Here is a 19,053-nt window from a genome sequence, read left to right on the forward strand (position 1 = left end):
TCTCGGAAAACGATAAATTTATTAACTTTAACTTTTAGGGTATCATTCGAGGCGTATTTGATCGAATGATGTGTATTTATCTTGTAGTGGCAAAGACAGCATCGTATGATTTTACCGTTTGAACCTTATAATCCGATGTGGAAAGCGAATTTCGACAGCATTCAACATGAACTTCTTACACTGTTGAAACCAATAAGGTCAAGGGTTGATCACATAGGAAGTACAGCCGTTGAGGGATTGTCTGCCAAACCAATCATTGATATATTGATCGGTTTAGAGGAAGAAAACGATCTTGATCGTATTCCGCTCCTGTTGCGAGACAAGTGCTATGTATATTATGAAAAATACAATGAGGATATGCCTTACAGACGTTTTTTTGTCGCCCTGGTTGATCGTCCTGAAGTATTGGGGTTGCCAGAGCACATCGCGCCTGGTAATGAAATTCCAGCACGATTGCATGACCATTCGTTACGAGTAGCACATATCCATACCATACCGTTGAATTCAAAACACTGGTTGCGCCATATAGCCTTTCGCGATTATCTGCGTGCACATGACGAAGTAAGAGATCAGTATCAGGCAATCAAAGGAAAGTTGGTACTCCAGCAATGGAAAGATGGTAACGAATATAATCATGCAAAAGATGAATTTTTGAAAGAGCATGAAGCAAAAGCTGTGGAATGGTACAATAGTGGAATGGTACAATAAAGGTTGCGGAACAATAGAATCGTAGTAAAGACCGTTGCAAAATAATGTTGATATTTTCTGATCGGTTATTTTTGCTTTTTTTTGCAGTTTTTTCCGATTTGGATTCGGAAATCTAGTTGCGTTTTCTTGAAAAATCCTCTTTTTGAGGCCTTTTCAACTGCTTAATTTGTGTTTTTTATTGCATTGGACACAAGTATCCCAGGTGATCTGTAAAGATTGTACGCCATGGCTTCCATTAGATTTTGTGTATGCATTTTGGCGATCCCCTTATACCTTGCACAGCTTGAGTTGAACCATCGCCGGATGCTCCCGAAGGTCCGTTCAACTTTGAACCTGATCTTGCCGATCAGTTTGTTTCTTAACTTCTCTCTTTCGGTTAACGCTGTTCCTTTCTTTGCCTTATGCAAGATCCTGCTTTTTAGCTTTCCTGATTTGATCAATTCCTCATTTTTAGAGGAACGATATCCCTTGTCAGCATAGATATGGATGCCCTTTGGAAGGTCAGCCGAAGATATTACCTGTTGAAGATTGGCAATTTCATTTACATTTGCTGGAGTGGTTACCACGCCCAGAACCAGGCCTTCTGTATCGGTGACATAATGCTTTTTATAGCCATAACGTGTTTTCCCAGCCTTCTTTATCCAACGAGCTTCATGGTCAACACCCGGGCTCTCTTGTTGGATCAATAACTGTTCACTATTCTCTTTATCCAGCTCAGAATCTTCGCGAGGATGTTCACTACGGTCACTTTCGATCTCGTAAATAACTTTGCCTTTTGGTTTTAGCGGAGAATCAACAATACTGGCATCAACGATAGCTCCACGTTTTACCAATATTTTATGTTTATTCAACTGCTTGTTCAGCTCCTTGAATAGATTCTCATAAACACCCTTTTCTGTCAGCGAGCTGCGAAAACGGCTAATAACACTGTGATCGGGAACCGAATCGTCCAAACTGATGCCAACAAAGCGACTAAAGGAGATACTGTCGTTTATACGGTCTTCTACTTCGTAGTCACTCAGACCATACCAGGTCTGTAGAAGTGTCATTTTGAAGAGGACAAGACCAGAATAACTAGGGCGTCCCATTTTGCTTTCCCCTTTGTGGTAATGCTTGTTGATAATATTTGAAATCGGACGCCAATTTACCAATGTATTGATCTGATCGAAGAATTCCTGCTTGATTTTCCGTCTTTGAACCATGTAATCAACAAAGCTAACTTTTTCTGTCTTTTCCATACCTTAAATATAACGAAAATCAACAAGAAACAAATTAAAAACTTGAATATCAATAAAATAAAAACCAAACACTTTTGCAACGGTCTTAGTACAATGAGAACCTTGGACAAAGTAGCATGGATGCATCGGATTAAATTGGTAAGAAATTAAGGTTATACTAGCTAGATTTAGGTATGAATACATTATTGGAAGAATTTGAGAATATTATCCATGAGTTTTCATCGCAAATTTTGGAAATATATGAAGACGATTTTAATCAGAAATTAGAACCAGATAAATGGAGCAAAAAAGAGATTCTAGGTCATCTAGTCGATAGCGCTTTTGTTAATTACCAACGGTTTATAAGAGCTCAATTTGAGGAAAATCCAAAAATATACTATGATCAGGTAGCCTATTGTGCATCTGCAGGTTACCAACATGCTGAGACCGAGAAATTATGCAATCTATGGCGATCGGTAAACGAACAATTGTTGTTTTTGTTTAAGCAGGTAATTGCGAACAAATTGACAAAAAGGACTTGTAATGACCATAGCCTCGAATTTTTAATGCTTGACTATGTGGTGCATTTGAAGCATCACAGAAATCAGATTTTGTCCGAATGAAAAAATTTAATCCCCGATGAGTGACGTGCTTACTTCTCAAGCACCTTTTTGATAATATCAAAAAAAAAGTAATGTATTTCATTTACGATCAATAATTGTAAAAACAAATGTTGTTGTAAAAGTGTTGTTTAACAAAAGGTTAGATAGGATGTTCTATTAAACTTTCCATTATAATTCTATTTACTGGTGTAATTTTACCTTCCCTCGGAAAAGACGCTCTTCAACAATTTAAACGACACTAATTTTTAAAACATATGAAATCGAAGTCATTTTTAACCGCAATTATCTCAAGCTTCCTATTGCTGGCTTGTAGTACCTCGACAAGGATAACAGATATCTATAAAAATAGCGATCTGACTCCAAAACAATACCAAACAATATTCATTATTGCAATGACAAACCATGCTAAAGCAAAGGAGGTCATTGAATCCAATTTGGCAGAAGCGGCTTCCATGCGTGGCTATAAGGCTATTAAAAGTACTGAGGTTTTTAAACGCACGTTCACCAAAGACGAAAGTTAAAATAAAGATTTAGTGATGAAAGCAGTACATGCTCTGAATGCGGATGCGATTTTTACAGTTACCCTGATCGACAAAACAAGCGAGACCCGATATGTACCTGGAAGTGGACCTTATATGCCTTATCCGAGATTTGGATGGTATGGTAATTTTTGGAGCTATTACTCCCATTGGTACCCAATTGCATACGATCCCGGTTATTACACGACGGATAAAATGTACTATCTGCAAAGCAATTTATATGATGTTAGCTCCGAACAACTGTTTTGGAGTGTATAGTCTGAAACGATCAACCCTTCCAGTTTAGAAGATTTTTCTAAAAGTTATACGAAGGCGCTCGTAAAAGCATTGGAAAAGGATATTGCTGCTAAATAGCCATCGGTAAAAGTATGTTTAAAAGCTAGCTTCAAATTAAATAGTTGTATTAGTGTATAATTATTCTTTATGTGACGATATAGTTTGTTAAATGTTTTTTATAGTATATTTGTAAACTAAGTTTCGGTATTGTTGTTATATTGAGAAGCAATAAAGTTAGTTCACATAAGATGAGGTACAAATTATACAGAGAACAACAATTGGCCTGCGATTTGGATACCGCTTGGTCTTTTTTTTCTTCACCCATGAATCTTTCAGAAATTACCCCAAAAGATATGGGGTTTGTTGTCACCTCAAACTGTGATCAAAAAGAAATTTTTGAAGGAATGATCATCGATTATTTGGTATCTCCGATTCTTCGGTTTCCGCTGAAGTGGAAGACCAAAATAACGCAAGTGGAAAAGAATAAAAGTTTTACTGATTTTCAACTAAAGGGACCTTATGCCTATTGGAGTCATTTTCATGAGTTTATTCCGAATGAAAAAGGAGTGCTAATGAAAGACAGGGTTGATTATGAATTGCCTTTGGGAATTCTAGGCACAATTATGCATGGAGTTTTTGTTAAAAAAAAGTTGGAGCAAATCTTCGATTACCGTTATCAGGTTTTAGAAAAATTATTTAATCAAACTAAGAATTAATGGGAACGAATCTATTGCAGTTCACATGACCGAAAAGAAAGAAGTAGAATACAATGAAGAAAATTTATCAAATAACCAATGGAGTTGCTTTGGTCATCACGGTGATTATTAATTACCTATCCAATACGGGAATTTTTAATGGGGAGACTATGGCAACGGTTTCTGCTAAATATCAAAATCTATTTACACCTGCGGGATATGCATTTTCCATATGGGGGCTCATTTACTTGGGCTTGTTTGGATTTGTAATTTATTTTGGTCCTTTTGTCAGACAGACAAATGAAAAAGAAAAAGTAGTTTTAAAAGTCGCATGGTGGTTCTTGATTTCTTGTCTAGCAAATAGTCTATGGGTTATTACTTGGTTGTATGACTATACCTTTTTAACTATTTTATTGCTGGTCTTCCTTTTTGTGTCACTATTAAAGATAATTCACCATACACAAGCTATTGCGTTTCATGATGCACGCAGCAAGCGTATATTTCTTAAGATCCCTTTTCAACTTTATGCAGGGTGGATTTCTGTCGCTTTGATTGCCAATATTGCAGCCTATCTGACGAAGATAGGCTGGGGTGGTTTTGGATTATCAGCTACCATATGGGCTATTATCATGTTTGCAATTGCATTAATCATTCACTTATTGATGATCTGGGAACGTCATTTGCCGGTATTTGGACTTGTCGCCGTATGGGCTTTAATAAGTATTTCAGCTGCTAATAAATTAGTTAATAGTCCGGTGTATACAACGGCTATAATGGCTGCTCTCATTGTTTTGCTAAACGTAATTGTATACTACTGTGTTCAATATCGTAAGCGATTGACTATCTAATGTTTACTTGGTATGATGCTAGGTCATGGTTTGACAATCGAAGTTTAAACTTTCCATAGGAATGCAGTGAAGCCAGTTATTATTTAATTGCTGATTCCGCAATTAATAGTTGTTGAAATTCTTTTCCGATAAATGGATTGATAAGGTGCTATAATCCTTTTTGCAGTGTAAAGACAGTAATAGTCGCATCAGACTCCGGCGAATAGATCACATCTGTTTTCTTTCTGACCAAAATGCTGGAGTAAGTGCATTCGGATCGTATTTGGTTGTACCTCATAAAATCGGTATAATGGCCCGGGTAACGCAGAATTTTGCAACCGAAAATAGATTTGGTGGGATTGCTTTTCAAACGGGTGTAAATTTCCTAATACTGGCAAAATAACTCAGAGGATGCTATAAAACGCGGCTTTTGTGTTTGCTTGGAGCTCCTGTAGGCGAAATTGGTTAACTATTGGTTCTCCAAAAAGAGTCGTAAAAGATTCCCCTTGTTTATTTGAAATGCCTTCAAAAATTTCAGTCCACCATAGTGGAATATCATTGATCAATGTACCGAGTACTTTTTCTGCAGGTGAATGCAGCGGTATTGTAATACTGTAATTTTCCAAATTGACGGTTTTATAATTTTTGTTGTGATAACCAAAATTAAGCGTTAGTATCCAGCCTAAGCTTGACATAGCACATGTATTAACAATTATCTTATAAGCATTTTGGTGGACGATAAATTATAGATGACGCGATAATATGAACTCATTTATATGCTAAGCACTCCTATTTCTATAACTATTAAACACTAATATATTTTTTGAGTACTTCGAGAAGGTCTGCCCGCCGTATTGGTTTAGGAAGAAAGTCATTCATTCCGGATTCAAGACATTTTTCTTTTTCTCCTAGCACATTTCCGGCTGTAACGCCTATGTGCATATACCGGAGCATGCTGCCCCCCTGATTCCGGACATAATTTAGGATATCATGTTTGTTTAAGCGCTGCTATCGCATGGCATTCCGTCAGATAATGACCCCTTTGTTGTTCAATCAGTATGATATTTGGAGGCATTTTTACCTCTCCAAGTAATATCTTTCTGTTTAACAACTTATATTCCGGAGCATATTGACCCCTCTAGCACTTTGGGAGCTCCTAGATTCCGGAAGATGTTGACCCCTTGTCTGGGTTCTGATTTTGGTTTTACTTTTGGGAAAATGATATTACCCAATGGCCGGAAAAACCAGACCCATGAGTCAGATAAAACAGATGATCAGGCTGCACCAGCAAGGCTATGCTATAAAAGCCATAGCGCGCAGCCTTAGTATAAGTAAGAATACCGTAAAGTCCTATCTCTTTAAGATAGGTGAGGCAAAGTTAAACATGACCGACCTTCTGGCTGTGGAAGATCCCGTGCTGGAAGGTCTGCTGCATTCAGGTAATCCGGCCTATCGTGACCCTAGGTTCGAGGATCTCAAAGAGCGTTTGCCACATCTGGAGAAAGAACTTAAAAGAGTTGGCGTAACGCGTAAACTGCTTTGGGAAGAATACAAAGTATCTTATGGCCAGGGGTATGGTTACTCTCAGTTCTGTTATCACTTTTCACAGCTAAGTGTTTCTTCCCGTTCAGGAACCATGGTAATGCAACATGAAGCTGCAGACAAGCTCTATATCGACTTCTCCGGCAAGAAGTTGCATTATATTGATATTGAGACAGGTGAACTTATTAATTGCGAGGTATTTGTCGCCTGTCTTCCTTATTCCAATTACTGTTATGCAAAAGCTGTGCGTAGCCAAACAATCCCTGATTTTATTGGAGCGCTGAACGATTGCCTGTGGTTCCTGGGCGGAGTTCCCAAGGCACTGGTACCGGATAATCTAAAGTCGGCTGTAACCAAGAGCGATCGTTATGAACCTGATATCAACAGAAGTATGGAAGATCTGGCCAATCACTACGATACCGTTGTGGTTCCTGCTCGGGCAGGAAAGCCAAGGGATTATGTATGTATTTTTGATATGTAAACTATCCAAAGTAACCTTTTCATTTTGAGCGGTATACTATTTGGATAGTTTACATAATTTACGATTACCTTCCGAGACTTTCCAACCAATCAAGCAATCCGTGGTTGGTTTGCCATTCCGGTAGTTCTGTTGATACCGGCAACAAACTGGTTTTTTCGAGCGCGTCCCATTTTTGCCTATTGTCTATCCGGGCATATATTTCAGTAGTCGTTACCGATGCGTGGCCAAGGAAGTCTCTTATGGCAACAATGTTCACTTCACTTTTTTGAAGGAGCATTGCTTTGGAATGACGCAGGGAGTGCGGACTTATTCCTGTCGGAATAAGCGATGCATCCACTGTCCTTGCCTTAATAGAGTACTTGCGCATAATTGCCGTTATGCCCATCCGTGACAATTTATCTCCCCGTCCATTTGCGAACAATGGATAGTCTGTAGCTTGATCCCGTAACAGTCCGTATTCCTGCATATACTTTTTTAACATGATAGATAATTTCTCGGTTAGGGGTACTATACGTGTTTTGTTGCCCTTTCCTTTAAGCGTAAGTAGCGTGGGCTTACCGAAGTTGAACCTGGCTGGCACCAGATCTATAATTTCCTGTACTCTTCCCGCACATTCGAACATCAGGGATAAAAGCATCTGATCACGCCTTCCTTTCTTTTTTGTTGTGTCGGGCTGGGCAAGCAAGAGCTTCATCCCCTCTGCGGTCAGATAAACCACCTCTGCAGCAGCACATTTTTTTATTCTCAGAGAGAGTATTGATTGCCAATGCTCCATGTGATCGGGATATCTGTAAGTAAGGAACCGGAAGAAGGAATGGAGTGCTGCCAGTCTGGCATTGCGTGTGGAGACACTACAATGTCTTTCTTTTTCCAGCCAATCAAGGAATTCGAGTATCCGTTCCCTGGTGATATCCCTAAAGTCCAGACGATCGGCTTTGATGCCATGAACATCCCGCATGAAGGTAAGTAGAAGGCTGATCGTGTCCCGATATGCACTGACCGTGTGCCTGGAGCAACCTCGCTCATCTACAAGGTACGTAACGAGGAACTGGGTCAGATATTTTGCAAAAGCTGTCTGTTTCATGACTGTTACCGATAATTGAGTTCAGAGAATATATAGCTACAGATGCTATCAGTTTTTCCTAATAATTCAGGATACATCTCGGAGGTCATACGAACATACCGATCTGTTGAAGCTAGAGACATATGTCCCATATAGGTTGACAAGATTGGCAGGATATAATAAAGATCCCGTCCCTCTGACAACGAATGAGCCAATGATCTGACACAGAAAGTGTGACGTAGATCGTGGATACGAGGCCCTATGGTTAGCCCACGGCGTCTTATGCAAGCTGTCTTGAGGATTTTGGCCCACCATAACGCAATTCCTTTGGCGGGACACGCCAGGCCATTGAGCTTCACAAAAAAGTATTCACTTGTTGCAGGCAATAGTTTCCTGTATCTCAGATATTGCTTACATACTCCGGCAAGTGAATCAGATATCGGAACCAGGCGGTCTGTTCCATTCTTGGTGTTTCGAAGCGTCAGGTAATTCTGTTCCAGATTGACATCATTTATTGCTAGGTTTACTGCCTCACCAATCCTTATTCCCGTTGAAGCAAGCAGTCGGATCAATGCAGGGAGCATCATGATACTGGTTCTGGTATGCCTGTCGTAAAGTACCAGCGTATCACACGCAATGTAAATAGCTTTGATCTCATCATCTGAAAAGATATATGGGATAAATGTATCCTGTCTCGGTACCTTCATCGCCTGTGGTATATAAGTTTCGTACCCCAGGTTAGATAAGTAGACTGCAAACTGCCGGAGGAAACAGTTCCGATGGCTCCATGTATCTGCCGCCTCGTTTGGTCGCCGGTTGCACCATTCGGTCGCCAGTTCCTGCGTGATGGTGACATCATGCAGTCCCTTGGCCATGGTGAACCTGTCGAATGCGAACAGACTGTATTTTGGCCCTTTTGATCTATAGCCGAGGTTGCTGCGCATAGCAAGGAAATCTCGGATCAGTGGTGCCAGTACTCCTCGTTTCACATATCCGCTATTCATAAAAGGCACCTCCTTTCTGGGTATAGAAAGTATCCTGGACTCCGGGGACATCCAGGGTACACTGCCTCAAACCCTCTATATCTATCCGGAGATAACACATGGATGTCTGGATACTGGAATGTCCAAGAATACTGGATATGACGGGCAATGATACCTGATTTTCTAGTAACATGCTGGCCATAGTATGTCGTAAGGCATGCGATCCGTGTTTTCTTCTCCCAATTTCCACCCCAGATTGACGGATGGCGCGATCCGCGGCGCCGGAAACACGCTTGGCATCGATCGGGCCGTGAGGAAATAGGCGCTCAAGGAAAACGAAAGCAGATTGGGAAGATGGACGGCCATAACGGATATAGTCAATAAGTGCTTCCCCAACATCAACTGTAAGTGGGAGCTTGATCGTTTCCCCGGTTTTCTTTTGACTGAAGCAAATGATATTCTGTTGCCATAGGATATGACCGAACTCTAGGCCACTGATGTCCGAAGCCCTTAAGCCCAGCCGTACGGCCAGCATAATCAGTGCGTAATCTCTTTTTCCGGTGGTCGTACTCCTGTCCATGGAATCAAGGATGACCATCACCTCCTGTTTGGTATAAACAGATGGAAGTTTAGCTTGCTTCTTATAATTGTCCCTGGGTATCAATAAGGACAGGTCTTTTACAGTTCTACCAATCCCTGTTAGAAAAGCAAGGAAGCTTCGGATGATGGATAAAGCCAGATGTTTCGCTCCAGCTGTATCCGGCAACAGTAAGGATACGTAATTTATGATGGTTAGTGGGGTCAGGGCTTGAGGCGAGCTGATACCCTGTGCATGGAGATAAATCTGGAAGCGATAAAGGTAATAGCAATAGCTTCGCAGTGTCTTTTCACTTAACCTCATCGATTTCTTTTGTTCAACATACTGTTCGATGAGGTTCCCAAATTCCCCTGTCAATACTATCGGCTCCCGCCTATTTATGACTTCGACCATCTTACCAGTTTCGGCAAACTGGGCAAGACATAGCGCGCAACGGTAACAATGTTTCTGATGGTGGGTGAGCTCTGAAACTGATTTGCTGCCATAGGTCTCACTTAAGTACGCGGTTACTGTCCCGGAAGTACAGTTGCTGATATTATTCGACACCATGTATGCCCTGATCCGGCTCCATATCCACCTGTAGATGGATATCGTCTGTTTGCTTCTGCCGATATCTCTGAGATAATCGGATGCGGAATCTGATAACTCCCCGAAGGAGGAATAACGATTGTTCATTGGATAAAAATTATCTTATGCGGAATTGCATAATGCAAGGTCAGGATATTATGTAAACTTTATTGCAGATAAAACACTTACCATCAAACATTTAAAATAAAAAACATACATATCAAAAATACATACATAATCTTTTTTATGTATAAATACACATAACAGGGACAAAAGTGCTGTTGAGAACCATGTCAAAATCGTCTATACACAGGTATTCGCACGATTGCGCAACCGTAGGTTCTTCGATCTGGAATCGCTCAATGAAGCCATTACCTCGTGCATAGACAAGCTCAACCAGACACGAATGCAAAACCGCAGTTACTGCCGTCAGGAACGCTTTATCAGCAGTGAAAAGCATCTATTGGGCAAACTTCCTGCGAGCCGCTTTGAGCTGAAGCACTATACCGAGCTTAAAGTGGCTGACAACGGCCATATTTACTTGGGCCGCGACCGTCACTCTTATAGTGTACCGCATATCTACCGCAGGAAAAAAGCGCAGGTCGTATACACTGATCGTATGGTCTACATCTTTGTGCAAGGCAATCAGGTAGCTGTACATCAGCGTAGCCTGCGTCCAAACTCATATACCACCAACCCAGAACATCTAGAGTCCAGTCATCGTGAATACATGGATATTAGTCCTGAAAAATATCGCAAGAAAGCTTCTGAGATATCCCATTCATTCGAGCAGCTTATCATAGCGATATTCAATCAAAAGGGACGTTATCCCGAGCAGCTCTACCGTACCTGTGATGGGCTGTTTCGTTTGCAACGTACTTACTCCGCAGCCATGTTCGATAAGGCCTGCAACATGGCTGTAGAAAACAGCATGTTCAGTTCTAAATCGGTTGGAAATATGCTGGCCAGCGGTATGGCGGGATGGAATGAACCTCAAGAAAATGAAATGCCAATGCCTCATCATAACAACATCAGAGGTGCAGGTTATTATAGTTAACAGAACCATTAAATGATAAAATAGATATAAAATGAACATTGAAAAACACCTAAAAATGCTTCGTCTGAATGGCATGGAGCAACATTGGAGAGCGATGAAAGAAACACGCCAACATGGCACACTGAACTTTGAGCAAGGGCTGGAGATGCTTTTGCAGTCTGAAGTCGATGATCGTGAGAGTAAACGCTATGACAGGTTGAAAAAGAATGCTGCATTCCGCTATCAGGCCTCTATTGAAGAAATCAATATGGATGCCACTCGAGGTATTGACCACTCGCTTATTACCGATCTTGCAACTGGGGGTTATATGGAGAAAGCCGAACCAATCATTATCACAGGGGCAGCTGGCTGTGGAAAATCTTTTATGGCCTCCGCTTTCGGATTGAAGGCTTGTGCACAGGGAAAAAGAGTGGCTTATTACAATCTGCAGAAGCTATTGCAACGTTCAAAAATGGCAAGATTGGAAGGAAGCCTACAAAAACTTATGGACAGACTAGCCAAAACGGACCTTCTCATCCTGGATGACTTCGGTATTGTGCGACTGGAACAACAGCAACGGTTGGATCTCATGGAGATCTTTGAGGACAGACATGGCAGAAAGGCTACCATCATAGCAAGTCAATTACCCGTGGCAAGTTGGTATGATATAATCGGTGAGGATACTATTGCCGATGCAATACTAGATAGAATTGTCCATGTGTCTCACAGGATTGAACTTAAAGGCTATGACAACAATATGGATATGTAAAGTCCATTGAAAGGTACATTGATTCACAGAGCATTGCGTTACGGCTTTACATTTGGACTTTACATAATCGTTATTTCTTACCCAGCCCTTTCAGCCAAGTTATCAAGTTACTGTTATCGATCCATTCTCCGGTAACCTGGTTAGGTGTAAGGCATTCCGATGCCTGTTCTATAGCCTCTCTTTTCTGTTTTGAGTCGGCCCTTGCATATATCTCTGTGGTCTGGACCGAGGTATGCCCCAAAAGATCCCTTATCCAAACCAGATTTACACCAGATTGCAACAGGTGGATTGCGCGACTATGCCTTAACTGATGGCAACTGGTAACCTCGGGAATAAGATTAGAATCGTATATACGGGCCATATCTGCATATTTCTTTAAGATATAGGTTATACCGGCTCTGGTGAGTTTATTCCCCGCGCTATTACAAAAGATCGGTCTTTTTATATCAATCTCGTAGTCAACATTGTACCTTTCCATATACTTCTTGAGTATTACGACGACATGCTCAGAAAGCGGTACTATTCTCACTTTTCTTCCTTTTCCATATACCTTGATCGAGTATGGCTGATACTGTATTCGCATTGACTCTACCGTCAGGTCAGCCAGTTCCTGTACCCGACAACCTGTATCATACATCAAAGCAAGGACCGTAAGGTGTCTCAGCCCTTGATAAGATGCACTATCCGGTTGTTCAAGTAGAAGCTTTATTCCTTCTTTTGTAAAGTATACCGGGGTAGGATGTGCTTTTTTCAGATTTCCAATCTTCAGGACTTTTTGCCACTGATCCAGGTATTCGATGCTATCATACTGAAGATATGCTACAAAGGAATGTATCGCTGCCAATCTATTATTGCGCGTCGCAATACTGTTTCCCTGCCGCTCAATCAGCCATCGTAGATATTCAACCACATTATCCCTATTAATATCTGACAAAATCGCATTTTCAATCTTTATCTGTTTCTCATCCCTCAAGAAGGAAAAAAAGGAGACAAAACCATCGCGGTACGCGGATATGGTATTGGGGCTGACGTTTCGCTCGTGCGGAAGATACACACCAAGGAAACCTGTGATATATTTTGCTATGTTATTCGTTGCCATCTTTTTGGGGATATATAAATTCATTGAGGGAAATACACATTTCCAATAGTTCGGGATATTCGTTGCAGGTGAGTCTCACATATTCTTCGGTGGATGTAAGAGACTTGTGTCCCAGACAAGCAGCCAGTAATGGAAGGGCAGTGTACACATCAAGCCCTTTTCTTATCATTTTTGCAAGAGAATGCGTTGCCATGGTGTGTCTTATATCATGCACCCGAGGACCAAAGCATTCACCTTTATATGCAATTCCACATTTCGTATATACCTTTTTGAACCAGTTGTATGCGTTGGCGGAAGACACGGCTGTACCATTCAATTTAATGAAGAATGGACGTTCGCTATCAGTAACGCCTTTTACGGGGAGCATGCTCCTGTAATGTAAATATTTCAGAAGGGCCTCCTTTAAAGAGCTGCATATGGGAACCAGGCGTTCTTCTCCATTTTTAGTATTGCCCCAAGTGCCAACCCTTAATACATTCCTGTCGGGATCCACATCCTTGTTTCGCAGCGAGGTTGCTTCTGTGATTCTTAGGCCTGTACTATATAAAAGTCGAAAAAGACAGGGTAGGGATATAATTGGGTCATCTTTTCGATGGCTTCCTCGCTGAAGCCCGTCAGATTCCCGGAATATGGCCAGCATCTGCTCTTCAGTGAAGATATAGGGTACAAAACCACGATCGTTCGTACATTTTGGCAAAGGCATGATATATGATTTAACCCCGTGCTCATTCATGTATTTCGCCAGTTGGGCCAGACGGGAGCATTTTCCATAGAATGTTCTACTACAATCATTTTCCCTGGACTTTGCCCAGGCACCTATCAGATCTTTCGTGATAACTGGATTTGATAAACCATATATTATGGTGAACTCGTCAAACTCTTTGTAAGTCCATTTGGTTGATAGCACGGTGGACCCACAGGATTCTTTGATCCGGATCAGGGCTTTCATATAAGGAGCCAATACTCCCCGATAGTCAAATGGATCAGTCATAGAACCACCCTCCTCTCTGCGTATAAAAGCAATCGCTGGATTCCGGAACATCTAGTACGCATCCCAGCATATGTGACAGGTCTATCCGGACATAGGTTCTTGTTGTATCTGCTTCGGAGTGACCCAGTGTTTCCGATATAATTGAGATTGGCGTGGATTTGTCCAGCATTCTTTGCGCCAGACTGAATCTCAATGCATGCCCTCCATGATGCCTGTTCCCGAATTCGATTCCAGAAGACTTAAAAACAATTAAGATGGCTCCATGAACCGCTCCTCCATTAAGTGCCCCATATGGAGGACGACAACTTAAAAACACTTTGTCTGACATGGATTTTGGGCGTGCATACCGAACATAGTCGATAATGGCATTACCAACTATAGGTAAAAGTGGAAGTGTCAATGGATTTCCGGTCTTATATTGCACAAGCGTTATTTTATTGGTTTCCCAATTTATGTCGCTAAAACTCAAATTGGCTATATCCGAGACGCGCAGCCCTAGACGGGAGCATAATAATAGCATAGCATAGTTGCGTTTTCCAATATTGCTTGAACGGGAAATCGATGTCTCTATCTTCTGTACTTCATCTGGAGCATAGAACGAAGGGGCCTTTACACGCTTGATTTTTTTACCAAGTGATTTTAGCATATAGGAATAGTCCTTTGCAATTATATTTTCGCGGAAGAGAAATAATAGAAAGCGGCGCGTAGTATCAATATACTCCTTCTGTTGATATTCGCGACTCTCAACATACCTCACTATAGCTTCTTCGGTTATTCCCGAACGATTGTCTATTCCCAGTTCGAGTAGATATTCTATAAAGTTGCTCATTGTTTTTCTGTAACGCTGAAGTGTCTTCTTCTCATTTAAGCCCAGGGATTTCAAGTATTCAAGATACTGAATAGCGGCGGCGCCGATGTCACCCCGTAAGGGATGTTGTACCACATGCTGTCTTCTCCCTCCCAGATTGCTATCCAACAAAACATGGGTCAACACTTCAATACTTTTAATAAGGTCGCGATGATGGAATGTAACGTTGAAACCATCACGGCACGTCAGCATATATTCGTTGCCGACGTTTTCGTCGTAGTCAACCAAGCCTCTTGAGTGCATATAAACAAGGATGCCTTTCTTCCACAACCAATTATAGGTGTAGATACGACTGCCTGAATATCTGGCCTCTTTTAAAAGTTGGTTAGTACGTTCAATAAGATTTTGAATTTCCATAACTTTTACTATTTATGTTGATATATTGTAATATGCAACACTAACGTTATGGAAAGCAATTATGTGTAGTCGTATTAATAATTGGCTATAAATGAATTTTGAGATGAGATCTGATAATGGACTTTACATATCCATATTGTTGTCATAGCCTTTATTATGGAAAGCTTTCCATAATAAAGGAGAAAGTCTAAGAAAAAAAAGGTAATATTGTCAGGTCATTGGTAATGATAACCCTTGAACCAAAATCAGGGGGGTCAGTATGCCCGGAATGGGGTCAACATCATCGGAATATGCACCTATGAGAGGTATGTGTTGATAACCTGACAGCATTCTAATATGTTGTGTCGCCTCAATACCACTCATTATCGGCATCTGTACATCCATAATAATAAGGGAAAACTGCTTTTTCCTGCATTCTTCCAAAGCCTGTAAACCGTTTGCAGCTTCCGTTAAATGTATATTGGGAGCAAGAGACTTCGTTATCCTATTGTTCAGGACCATATTTACTGGGTTATCATCAACCAAAAGCACATCTAATTCTTGTGCAAATGCATGCGAATCTTTCTCTGGCTGATCCTGAATAATTTCTAATACAGTACTTCTGTCTACCTTTTTTAGGGTTTTGTATAGATCATGTGATTTTATAGGCTTCAACAGTAAATGTGTATTTTCTATTTTCCTAACCGAAGTAAGTATATCGAATTCTTCCGAAGAAGAAGAAAGTACTATAAATGGAGCGATCTCTTTTCGCTGATTTAACAAGCCTTTTATTTTCTCAATTGTTTCCAATCCAGACATGATAGGCATATGATAGTCCATCAAAATCACATCAAACCGCTCACCCTTCAACATGATATCCAGTGCTTCCATGTCGTTAGAAGCCAATGTGGATTTGATATTTTTATAGGTAAGCATGTGTTCAAGGATGACCCTGTTGCTTTCATTATCATCTACCACTAATGCCGTTTTAATAGCCGTTTCTTCTTCCTTCCATTCAGACATTTCGTATGGAACCGTAAGATCGAAGAAAAATACAGATCCGCTGTCTATCTCGCTTTTTAGAGATAAACGACTCCCCATATAGCCCAGGATATTGTTTGAGATCGTTAGCCCCAGCCCCGTACCGCCAAATCGCTTGCTGATTGAACTGTTTTCCTGGATAAAGGCATCAAAAATATATTTCTGTTTCTCAATAGGAATGCCGATTCCTGTATCTCTTACCGAGAAACGCAAAGCAATCTTCTGATTATCCATGCGCAATTTCTCAACCTTTAGTTCAATCTCACCCTTTTCTGTGAATTTCACAGCATTCCCTAGTAGATTGATCAAGATCTGTTTTAACCTGGCTTCATCAATAAAAAGTGTTTTTGGGAGGCCCGGCTCAACGTTGAGAAGAAGTTCGATGTTTTTTTTCTGGGATTGATAAAGAATCACGTTGATGACTTGACTTAACATATCATATACGTCACTTTTTTCGATCAAAAGTTCCATTTTTCCGGATTCTATTTTAGAAAAATCTAGAATATCATTGATGATGCTGAGCAGGTTTTCTCCTGATTCGTTGATGTAATTCAGATATTGTGTTTGTGTTTCATTCAATGGTGTACGGAGGAGGAGGTCTGAAAATCCAATAACTCCGTTCAAAGGCGTGAGGATCTCATGACTCATATTGGCCAGAAATTCGGATTTCGCTCTGCTGGCTATATCCGTAGTTTCCTTAGCGCTTTTCAGTTCTTCGTTTATTTTAACGGCATTTGTAATATTCTGTATGGAAATAATTATACCTCCAACCTCATCTTTTGTAAGAAACCACGGTCCGACTTTAAGGTCGTAATGCTGAATTTCTTCTTTACCTTCCACCTTTACTGCAAAATCCCCATCGATGTACATTTCTCCCAAAAGCGCATTCCTGTAAATTTTCTTTCTTTCTTCTGGAATATTAGGCGATATTGTAAATAGATTATTGCCGATAAGATCGACATTATTCATACTAAATTCATCTCGCCATCGGCTACTTACAGCCACGTAGTTAAGGGCTTTATCAAACATTGCCAATGGAATAGGAACATCAGTGGCAAAGGACTGCATCATAGCCTCCTTCTCGGCAACCTCTAGAAACATTTTTTTGAAGGCATCAATGTCCTGAATAATTCCAAAAACCCTGTGGCATATTTCATTTTCAAATTCAGGAATCCCTTTTACCCTTACCCAAATCGTGACGCCGTCATTACGCAGGAGTTGCAGCACTTCATCAAAAGAAATTCCTTGTTGTACTGCTCTATCAAATAGATATTCTATTCGCTCTCTATTTTTTCCTTCGTAAAATCCAAGGGCATTTTCAATAGTTGGTTGGAAATTGATGTTAGTTTTATGAATTTCTCGCACACTTTGAGACCAAGTGAGCTTTCCGCTTTTCATATTGACTTCCCAGCCTCCCACTTGCGCAACCGCACTTGTTTCCTCGAGCATTTCCTTCGTATAAAACAGATCTTTTTCCAACTTATCCCGGCGCATTATGTCAGATTTCAGTTGAATATAGACGAAAATGGTGACACCAATTGCTGCAACTGCAGAAAATATAATGAACAAAACGGTCCGTTTGGTGGAGTTATTCAGATCTTCATTTTTTAAGGCAAGTTGAACTTCACCGTGTTTTACAAATTCCTGAACGAGCATTCGACATTTATCCATGGTCCGCTTGTTTTGCTCAAGCTCTTCTGGGGTCATTAATATACCCTTTTTACGATTATTAATCAGCGAGACATATTCTTTCATCAGCAGGTCTGAGGTGTGCCGCAGTTCATGAAAGATATTAATTTGGAGTTTATCTTTAAGATTAAACTTGTCTTGGTCAGCAATAAGCAGGGGATATTCTTTCCCGCTTTTATTCTACGGTTCAAGAAATTCTTCCTTGCCGGTAAGGGATCAGTTTCAAAACCTGTGGACTACGCAAATAATTTGGTCAATCTGAACAGGAAGAAATTGATGTCACCTACACCTCTAAACTGACTTCTGAAAGCTTTTATCTTTGCATTGAAAGATTCTGCTGAAGCATTTGTACTCTTGTTGTCGAAGTAGTTCAATATTTTTTTGTGATGGATATTTATGGTTCTGGAGACGGTGTTGAATGACTTGAAGCCGGCCTGTTCCACTTTATCCGCCCATTTTGCCAACCTTGTAAAGGCGTAGATCTTATCTATGGTGGTGTTGAATATCCAAGAGAGTTCTTGGGATAGCCTGTACGCCTTTTCAATATCGGGATATCGCTCAAAGAGTACAGCAGCCCTTTCTCTTTGCTCGTAAGTCCATTTATGTTCACTTTTATAAAGCAGGTATCGGCTTCTTGCAAGTAACTGTTTGATGGTTTCACTGTTGGATAGGACTTCCGGAAAATAGGTTTCCTTATTCTTTCGTGCTTGGTCAATTGCTTGATTTTCATCGTCAATGGCCTGCCAGCGGTGCTTTATCCTTATTTCCTGAAGCGCTTCGTTAGCAAGTTGCTGAACATGGAAACGGTCTATTACCTGAACAGCATTGGGAAAGCATCTTTTGGCTATCAATCCCATATTACCGGCTAAATCAAGCGTTATCTCTTGAACTTTATTTCGTAATCTCTGTGGGATCTTTTGAAGGATCGGGATAATGTTCTCTGATTTTGTCCCGTTCAGTATGGCTACAATGGTCCCTTTTTTGCCCCGTGCTTCTTTATTGGTGACAACGGTATAGAGCTCGCCATGGGATAGGCAGGTCTCGTCAATAGAAAGATGGCCGCTGACATTCTGTGGGAAGGTCAATCCATCTCGCGCATTTTCGC

At 40.7% G+C, this 19,053-nt stretch carries 19 protein-coding genes; 9 read left to right on the forward strand and 10 right to left on the reverse strand.

Translation table 11 applies throughout. The features are described 5' to 3' along the window. Positions 1-105: 105 nt before the first annotated feature. Positions 106-708: a GrpB family protein gene (locus AACH28_RS00535; protein ID WP_341831924.1), complete on the forward strand. Its 603-nt coding sequence runs from the start codon at positions 106-108 to the stop codon at positions 706-708. Between the two features lie 161 nt (positions 709-869). Here AACH28_RS00535 and AACH28_RS00540 read toward each other — a convergent pair whose 3' ends face one another. Beyond that, positions 870-1,892 (reverse strand): IS5 family transposase, encoded by a 1,023-nt coding sequence (locus tag AACH28_RS00540; protein WP_112374319.1) that lies wholly within the window; start codon positions 1,890-1,892, stop codon positions 870-872. A gap of 227 nt (positions 1,893-2,119) precedes the next feature. Between AACH28_RS00540 and AACH28_RS00545 the strand changes: the two genes are divergently transcribed. The 5 genes from AACH28_RS00545 to AACH28_RS00565 all read left to right on the forward strand — a co-directional run bounded on the left by AACH28_RS00545 (position 2,120) and on the right by AACH28_RS00565 (position 4,906). After that, positions 2,120-2,548, forward strand: a complete 429-nt coding sequence (locus tag AACH28_RS00545; protein ID WP_341831925.1) for a DinB family protein — start codon at positions 2,120-2,122, stop codon at positions 2,546-2,548. A gap of 254 nt (positions 2,549-2,802) precedes the next feature. Beyond that, positions 2,803-3,069: a hypothetical protein gene (locus AACH28_RS00550; protein WP_341831926.1), complete on the forward strand. Its 267-nt coding sequence runs from the start codon at positions 2,803-2,805 to the stop codon at positions 3,067-3,069. Positions 3,070-3,084: 15 nt separating this feature from the next. Beyond that, a complete protein-coding gene (locus AACH28_RS00555) occupies positions 3,085-3,345 on the forward strand; it encodes a hypothetical protein (RefSeq protein WP_341831927.1) in 261 nt (86 codons plus the stop codon). A gap of 266 nt (positions 3,346-3,611) precedes the next feature. Continuing rightward, positions 3,612-4,079: an SRPBCC family protein gene (locus AACH28_RS00560; RefSeq protein WP_341831928.1), complete on the forward strand. Its 468-nt coding sequence runs from the start codon at positions 3,612-3,614 to the stop codon at positions 4,077-4,079. Positions 4,080-4,132: 53 nt separating this feature from the next. After that, a complete protein-coding gene (locus AACH28_RS00565) occupies positions 4,133-4,906 on the forward strand; it encodes a hypothetical protein (protein WP_341831929.1) in 774 nt (257 codons plus the stop codon). Positions 4,907-5,289: 383 nt separating this feature from the next. Here AACH28_RS00565 and AACH28_RS00570 read toward each other — a convergent pair whose 3' ends face one another. Continuing rightward, positions 5,290-5,580: a hypothetical protein gene (locus AACH28_RS00570; RefSeq protein WP_341831930.1), complete on the reverse strand. Its 291-nt coding sequence runs from the start codon at positions 5,578-5,580 to the stop codon at positions 5,290-5,292. Between the two features lie 557 nt (positions 5,581-6,137). Here AACH28_RS00570 and istA point away from each other — a divergent pair. Continuing rightward, complete coding sequence (istA, locus tag AACH28_RS00575; RefSeq protein WP_341831931.1) at positions 6,138-6,908, forward strand: IS21 family transposase; 771 nt, start codon at positions 6,138-6,140, stop codon at positions 6,906-6,908. Positions 6,909-6,972: 64 nt separating this feature from the next. Here the strand turns inward: istA and AACH28_RS00580 are convergent, their stop codons facing one another. Genes AACH28_RS00580 through AACH28_RS00590 form a run of 3 tightly spaced genes read right to left on the reverse strand, consistent with a single transcriptional unit; the run spans position 6,973 to position 10,227 of the window. Beyond that, positions 6,973-7,992: a tyrosine-type recombinase/integrase gene (locus AACH28_RS00580; protein WP_286732657.1), complete on the reverse strand. Its 1,020-nt coding sequence runs from the start codon at positions 7,990-7,992 to the stop codon at positions 6,973-6,975. A 5-nt stretch (positions 7,993-7,997) separates the two neighbouring features. Further along, complete coding sequence (locus AACH28_RS00585; RefSeq protein ID WP_286732659.1) at positions 7,998-8,975, reverse strand: tyrosine-type recombinase/integrase; 978 nt, start codon at positions 8,973-8,975, stop codon at positions 7,998-8,000. Then, entirely contained in the window at positions 8,968-10,227 is a 1,260-nt protein-coding gene (locus AACH28_RS00590) for a site-specific integrase (protein ID WP_286732661.1), read from the reverse strand. The genes AACH28_RS00585 and AACH28_RS00590 overlap by 8 nt, the downstream gene beginning before the upstream one ends. A 217-nt stretch (positions 10,228-10,444) precedes the next feature. On the opposite strand from AACH28_RS00590, the gene AACH28_RS00595 reads away from it, so the two are divergent. Beyond that, entirely contained in the window at positions 10,445-11,176 is a 732-nt protein-coding gene (locus tag AACH28_RS00595; protein ID WP_341831932.1) for a Mu transposase domain-containing protein, read from the forward strand. Positions 11,177-11,207: 31 nt separating this feature from the next. After that, positions 11,208-11,924 (forward strand): IS21-like element helper ATPase IstB, encoded by a 717-nt coding sequence (istB, locus tag AACH28_RS00600; protein ID WP_313269545.1) that lies wholly within the window; start codon positions 11,208-11,210, stop codon positions 11,922-11,924. A gap of 70 nt (positions 11,925-11,994) precedes the next feature. Here the strand turns inward: istB and AACH28_RS00605 are convergent, their stop codons facing one another. The 5 genes from AACH28_RS00605 to AACH28_RS00625 all read right to left on the reverse strand — a co-directional run bounded on the left by AACH28_RS00605 (position 11,995) and on the right by AACH28_RS00625 (position 19,033). Next, complete coding sequence (locus AACH28_RS00605; RefSeq protein WP_070568781.1) at positions 11,995-13,023, reverse strand: tyrosine-type recombinase/integrase; 1,029 nt, start codon at positions 13,021-13,023, stop codon at positions 11,995-11,997. Next, a complete protein-coding gene (locus tag AACH28_RS00610; protein ID WP_070568342.1) occupies positions 13,010-14,014 on the reverse strand; it encodes a tyrosine-type recombinase/integrase in 1,005 nt (334 codons plus the stop codon). Before AACH28_RS00610 ends, AACH28_RS00605 begins: the two co-directional genes overlap by 14 nt. Further along, positions 14,007-15,239, reverse strand: coding sequence for a tyrosine-type recombinase/integrase (locus AACH28_RS00615; RefSeq protein ID WP_312339883.1), 1,233 nt, complete (start codon positions 15,237-15,239; stop codon positions 14,007-14,009). The genes AACH28_RS00610 and AACH28_RS00615 overlap by 8 nt, the downstream gene beginning before the upstream one ends. A 210-nt stretch (positions 15,240-15,449) precedes the next feature. Then, positions 15,450-17,966, reverse strand: a complete 2,517-nt coding sequence (locus AACH28_RS00620) for a response regulator (protein WP_341831933.1) — start codon at positions 17,964-17,966, stop codon at positions 15,450-15,452. A 218-nt stretch (positions 17,967-18,184) separates the two neighbouring features. Beyond that, on the reverse strand, positions 18,185-19,033 hold the full coding sequence (locus tag AACH28_RS00625) for a transposase (protein ID WP_341831486.1): 849 nt from the start codon (positions 19,031-19,033) through the stop codon (positions 18,185-18,187). Positions 19,034-19,053: the final 20 nt, after the last annotated feature.

The organism is Sphingobacterium thalpophilum, from assembly GCF_038396785.1.
GTDB lineage: Bacteria > Bacteroidota > Bacteroidia > Sphingobacteriales > Sphingobacteriaceae > Sphingobacterium > Sphingobacterium thalpophilum_A.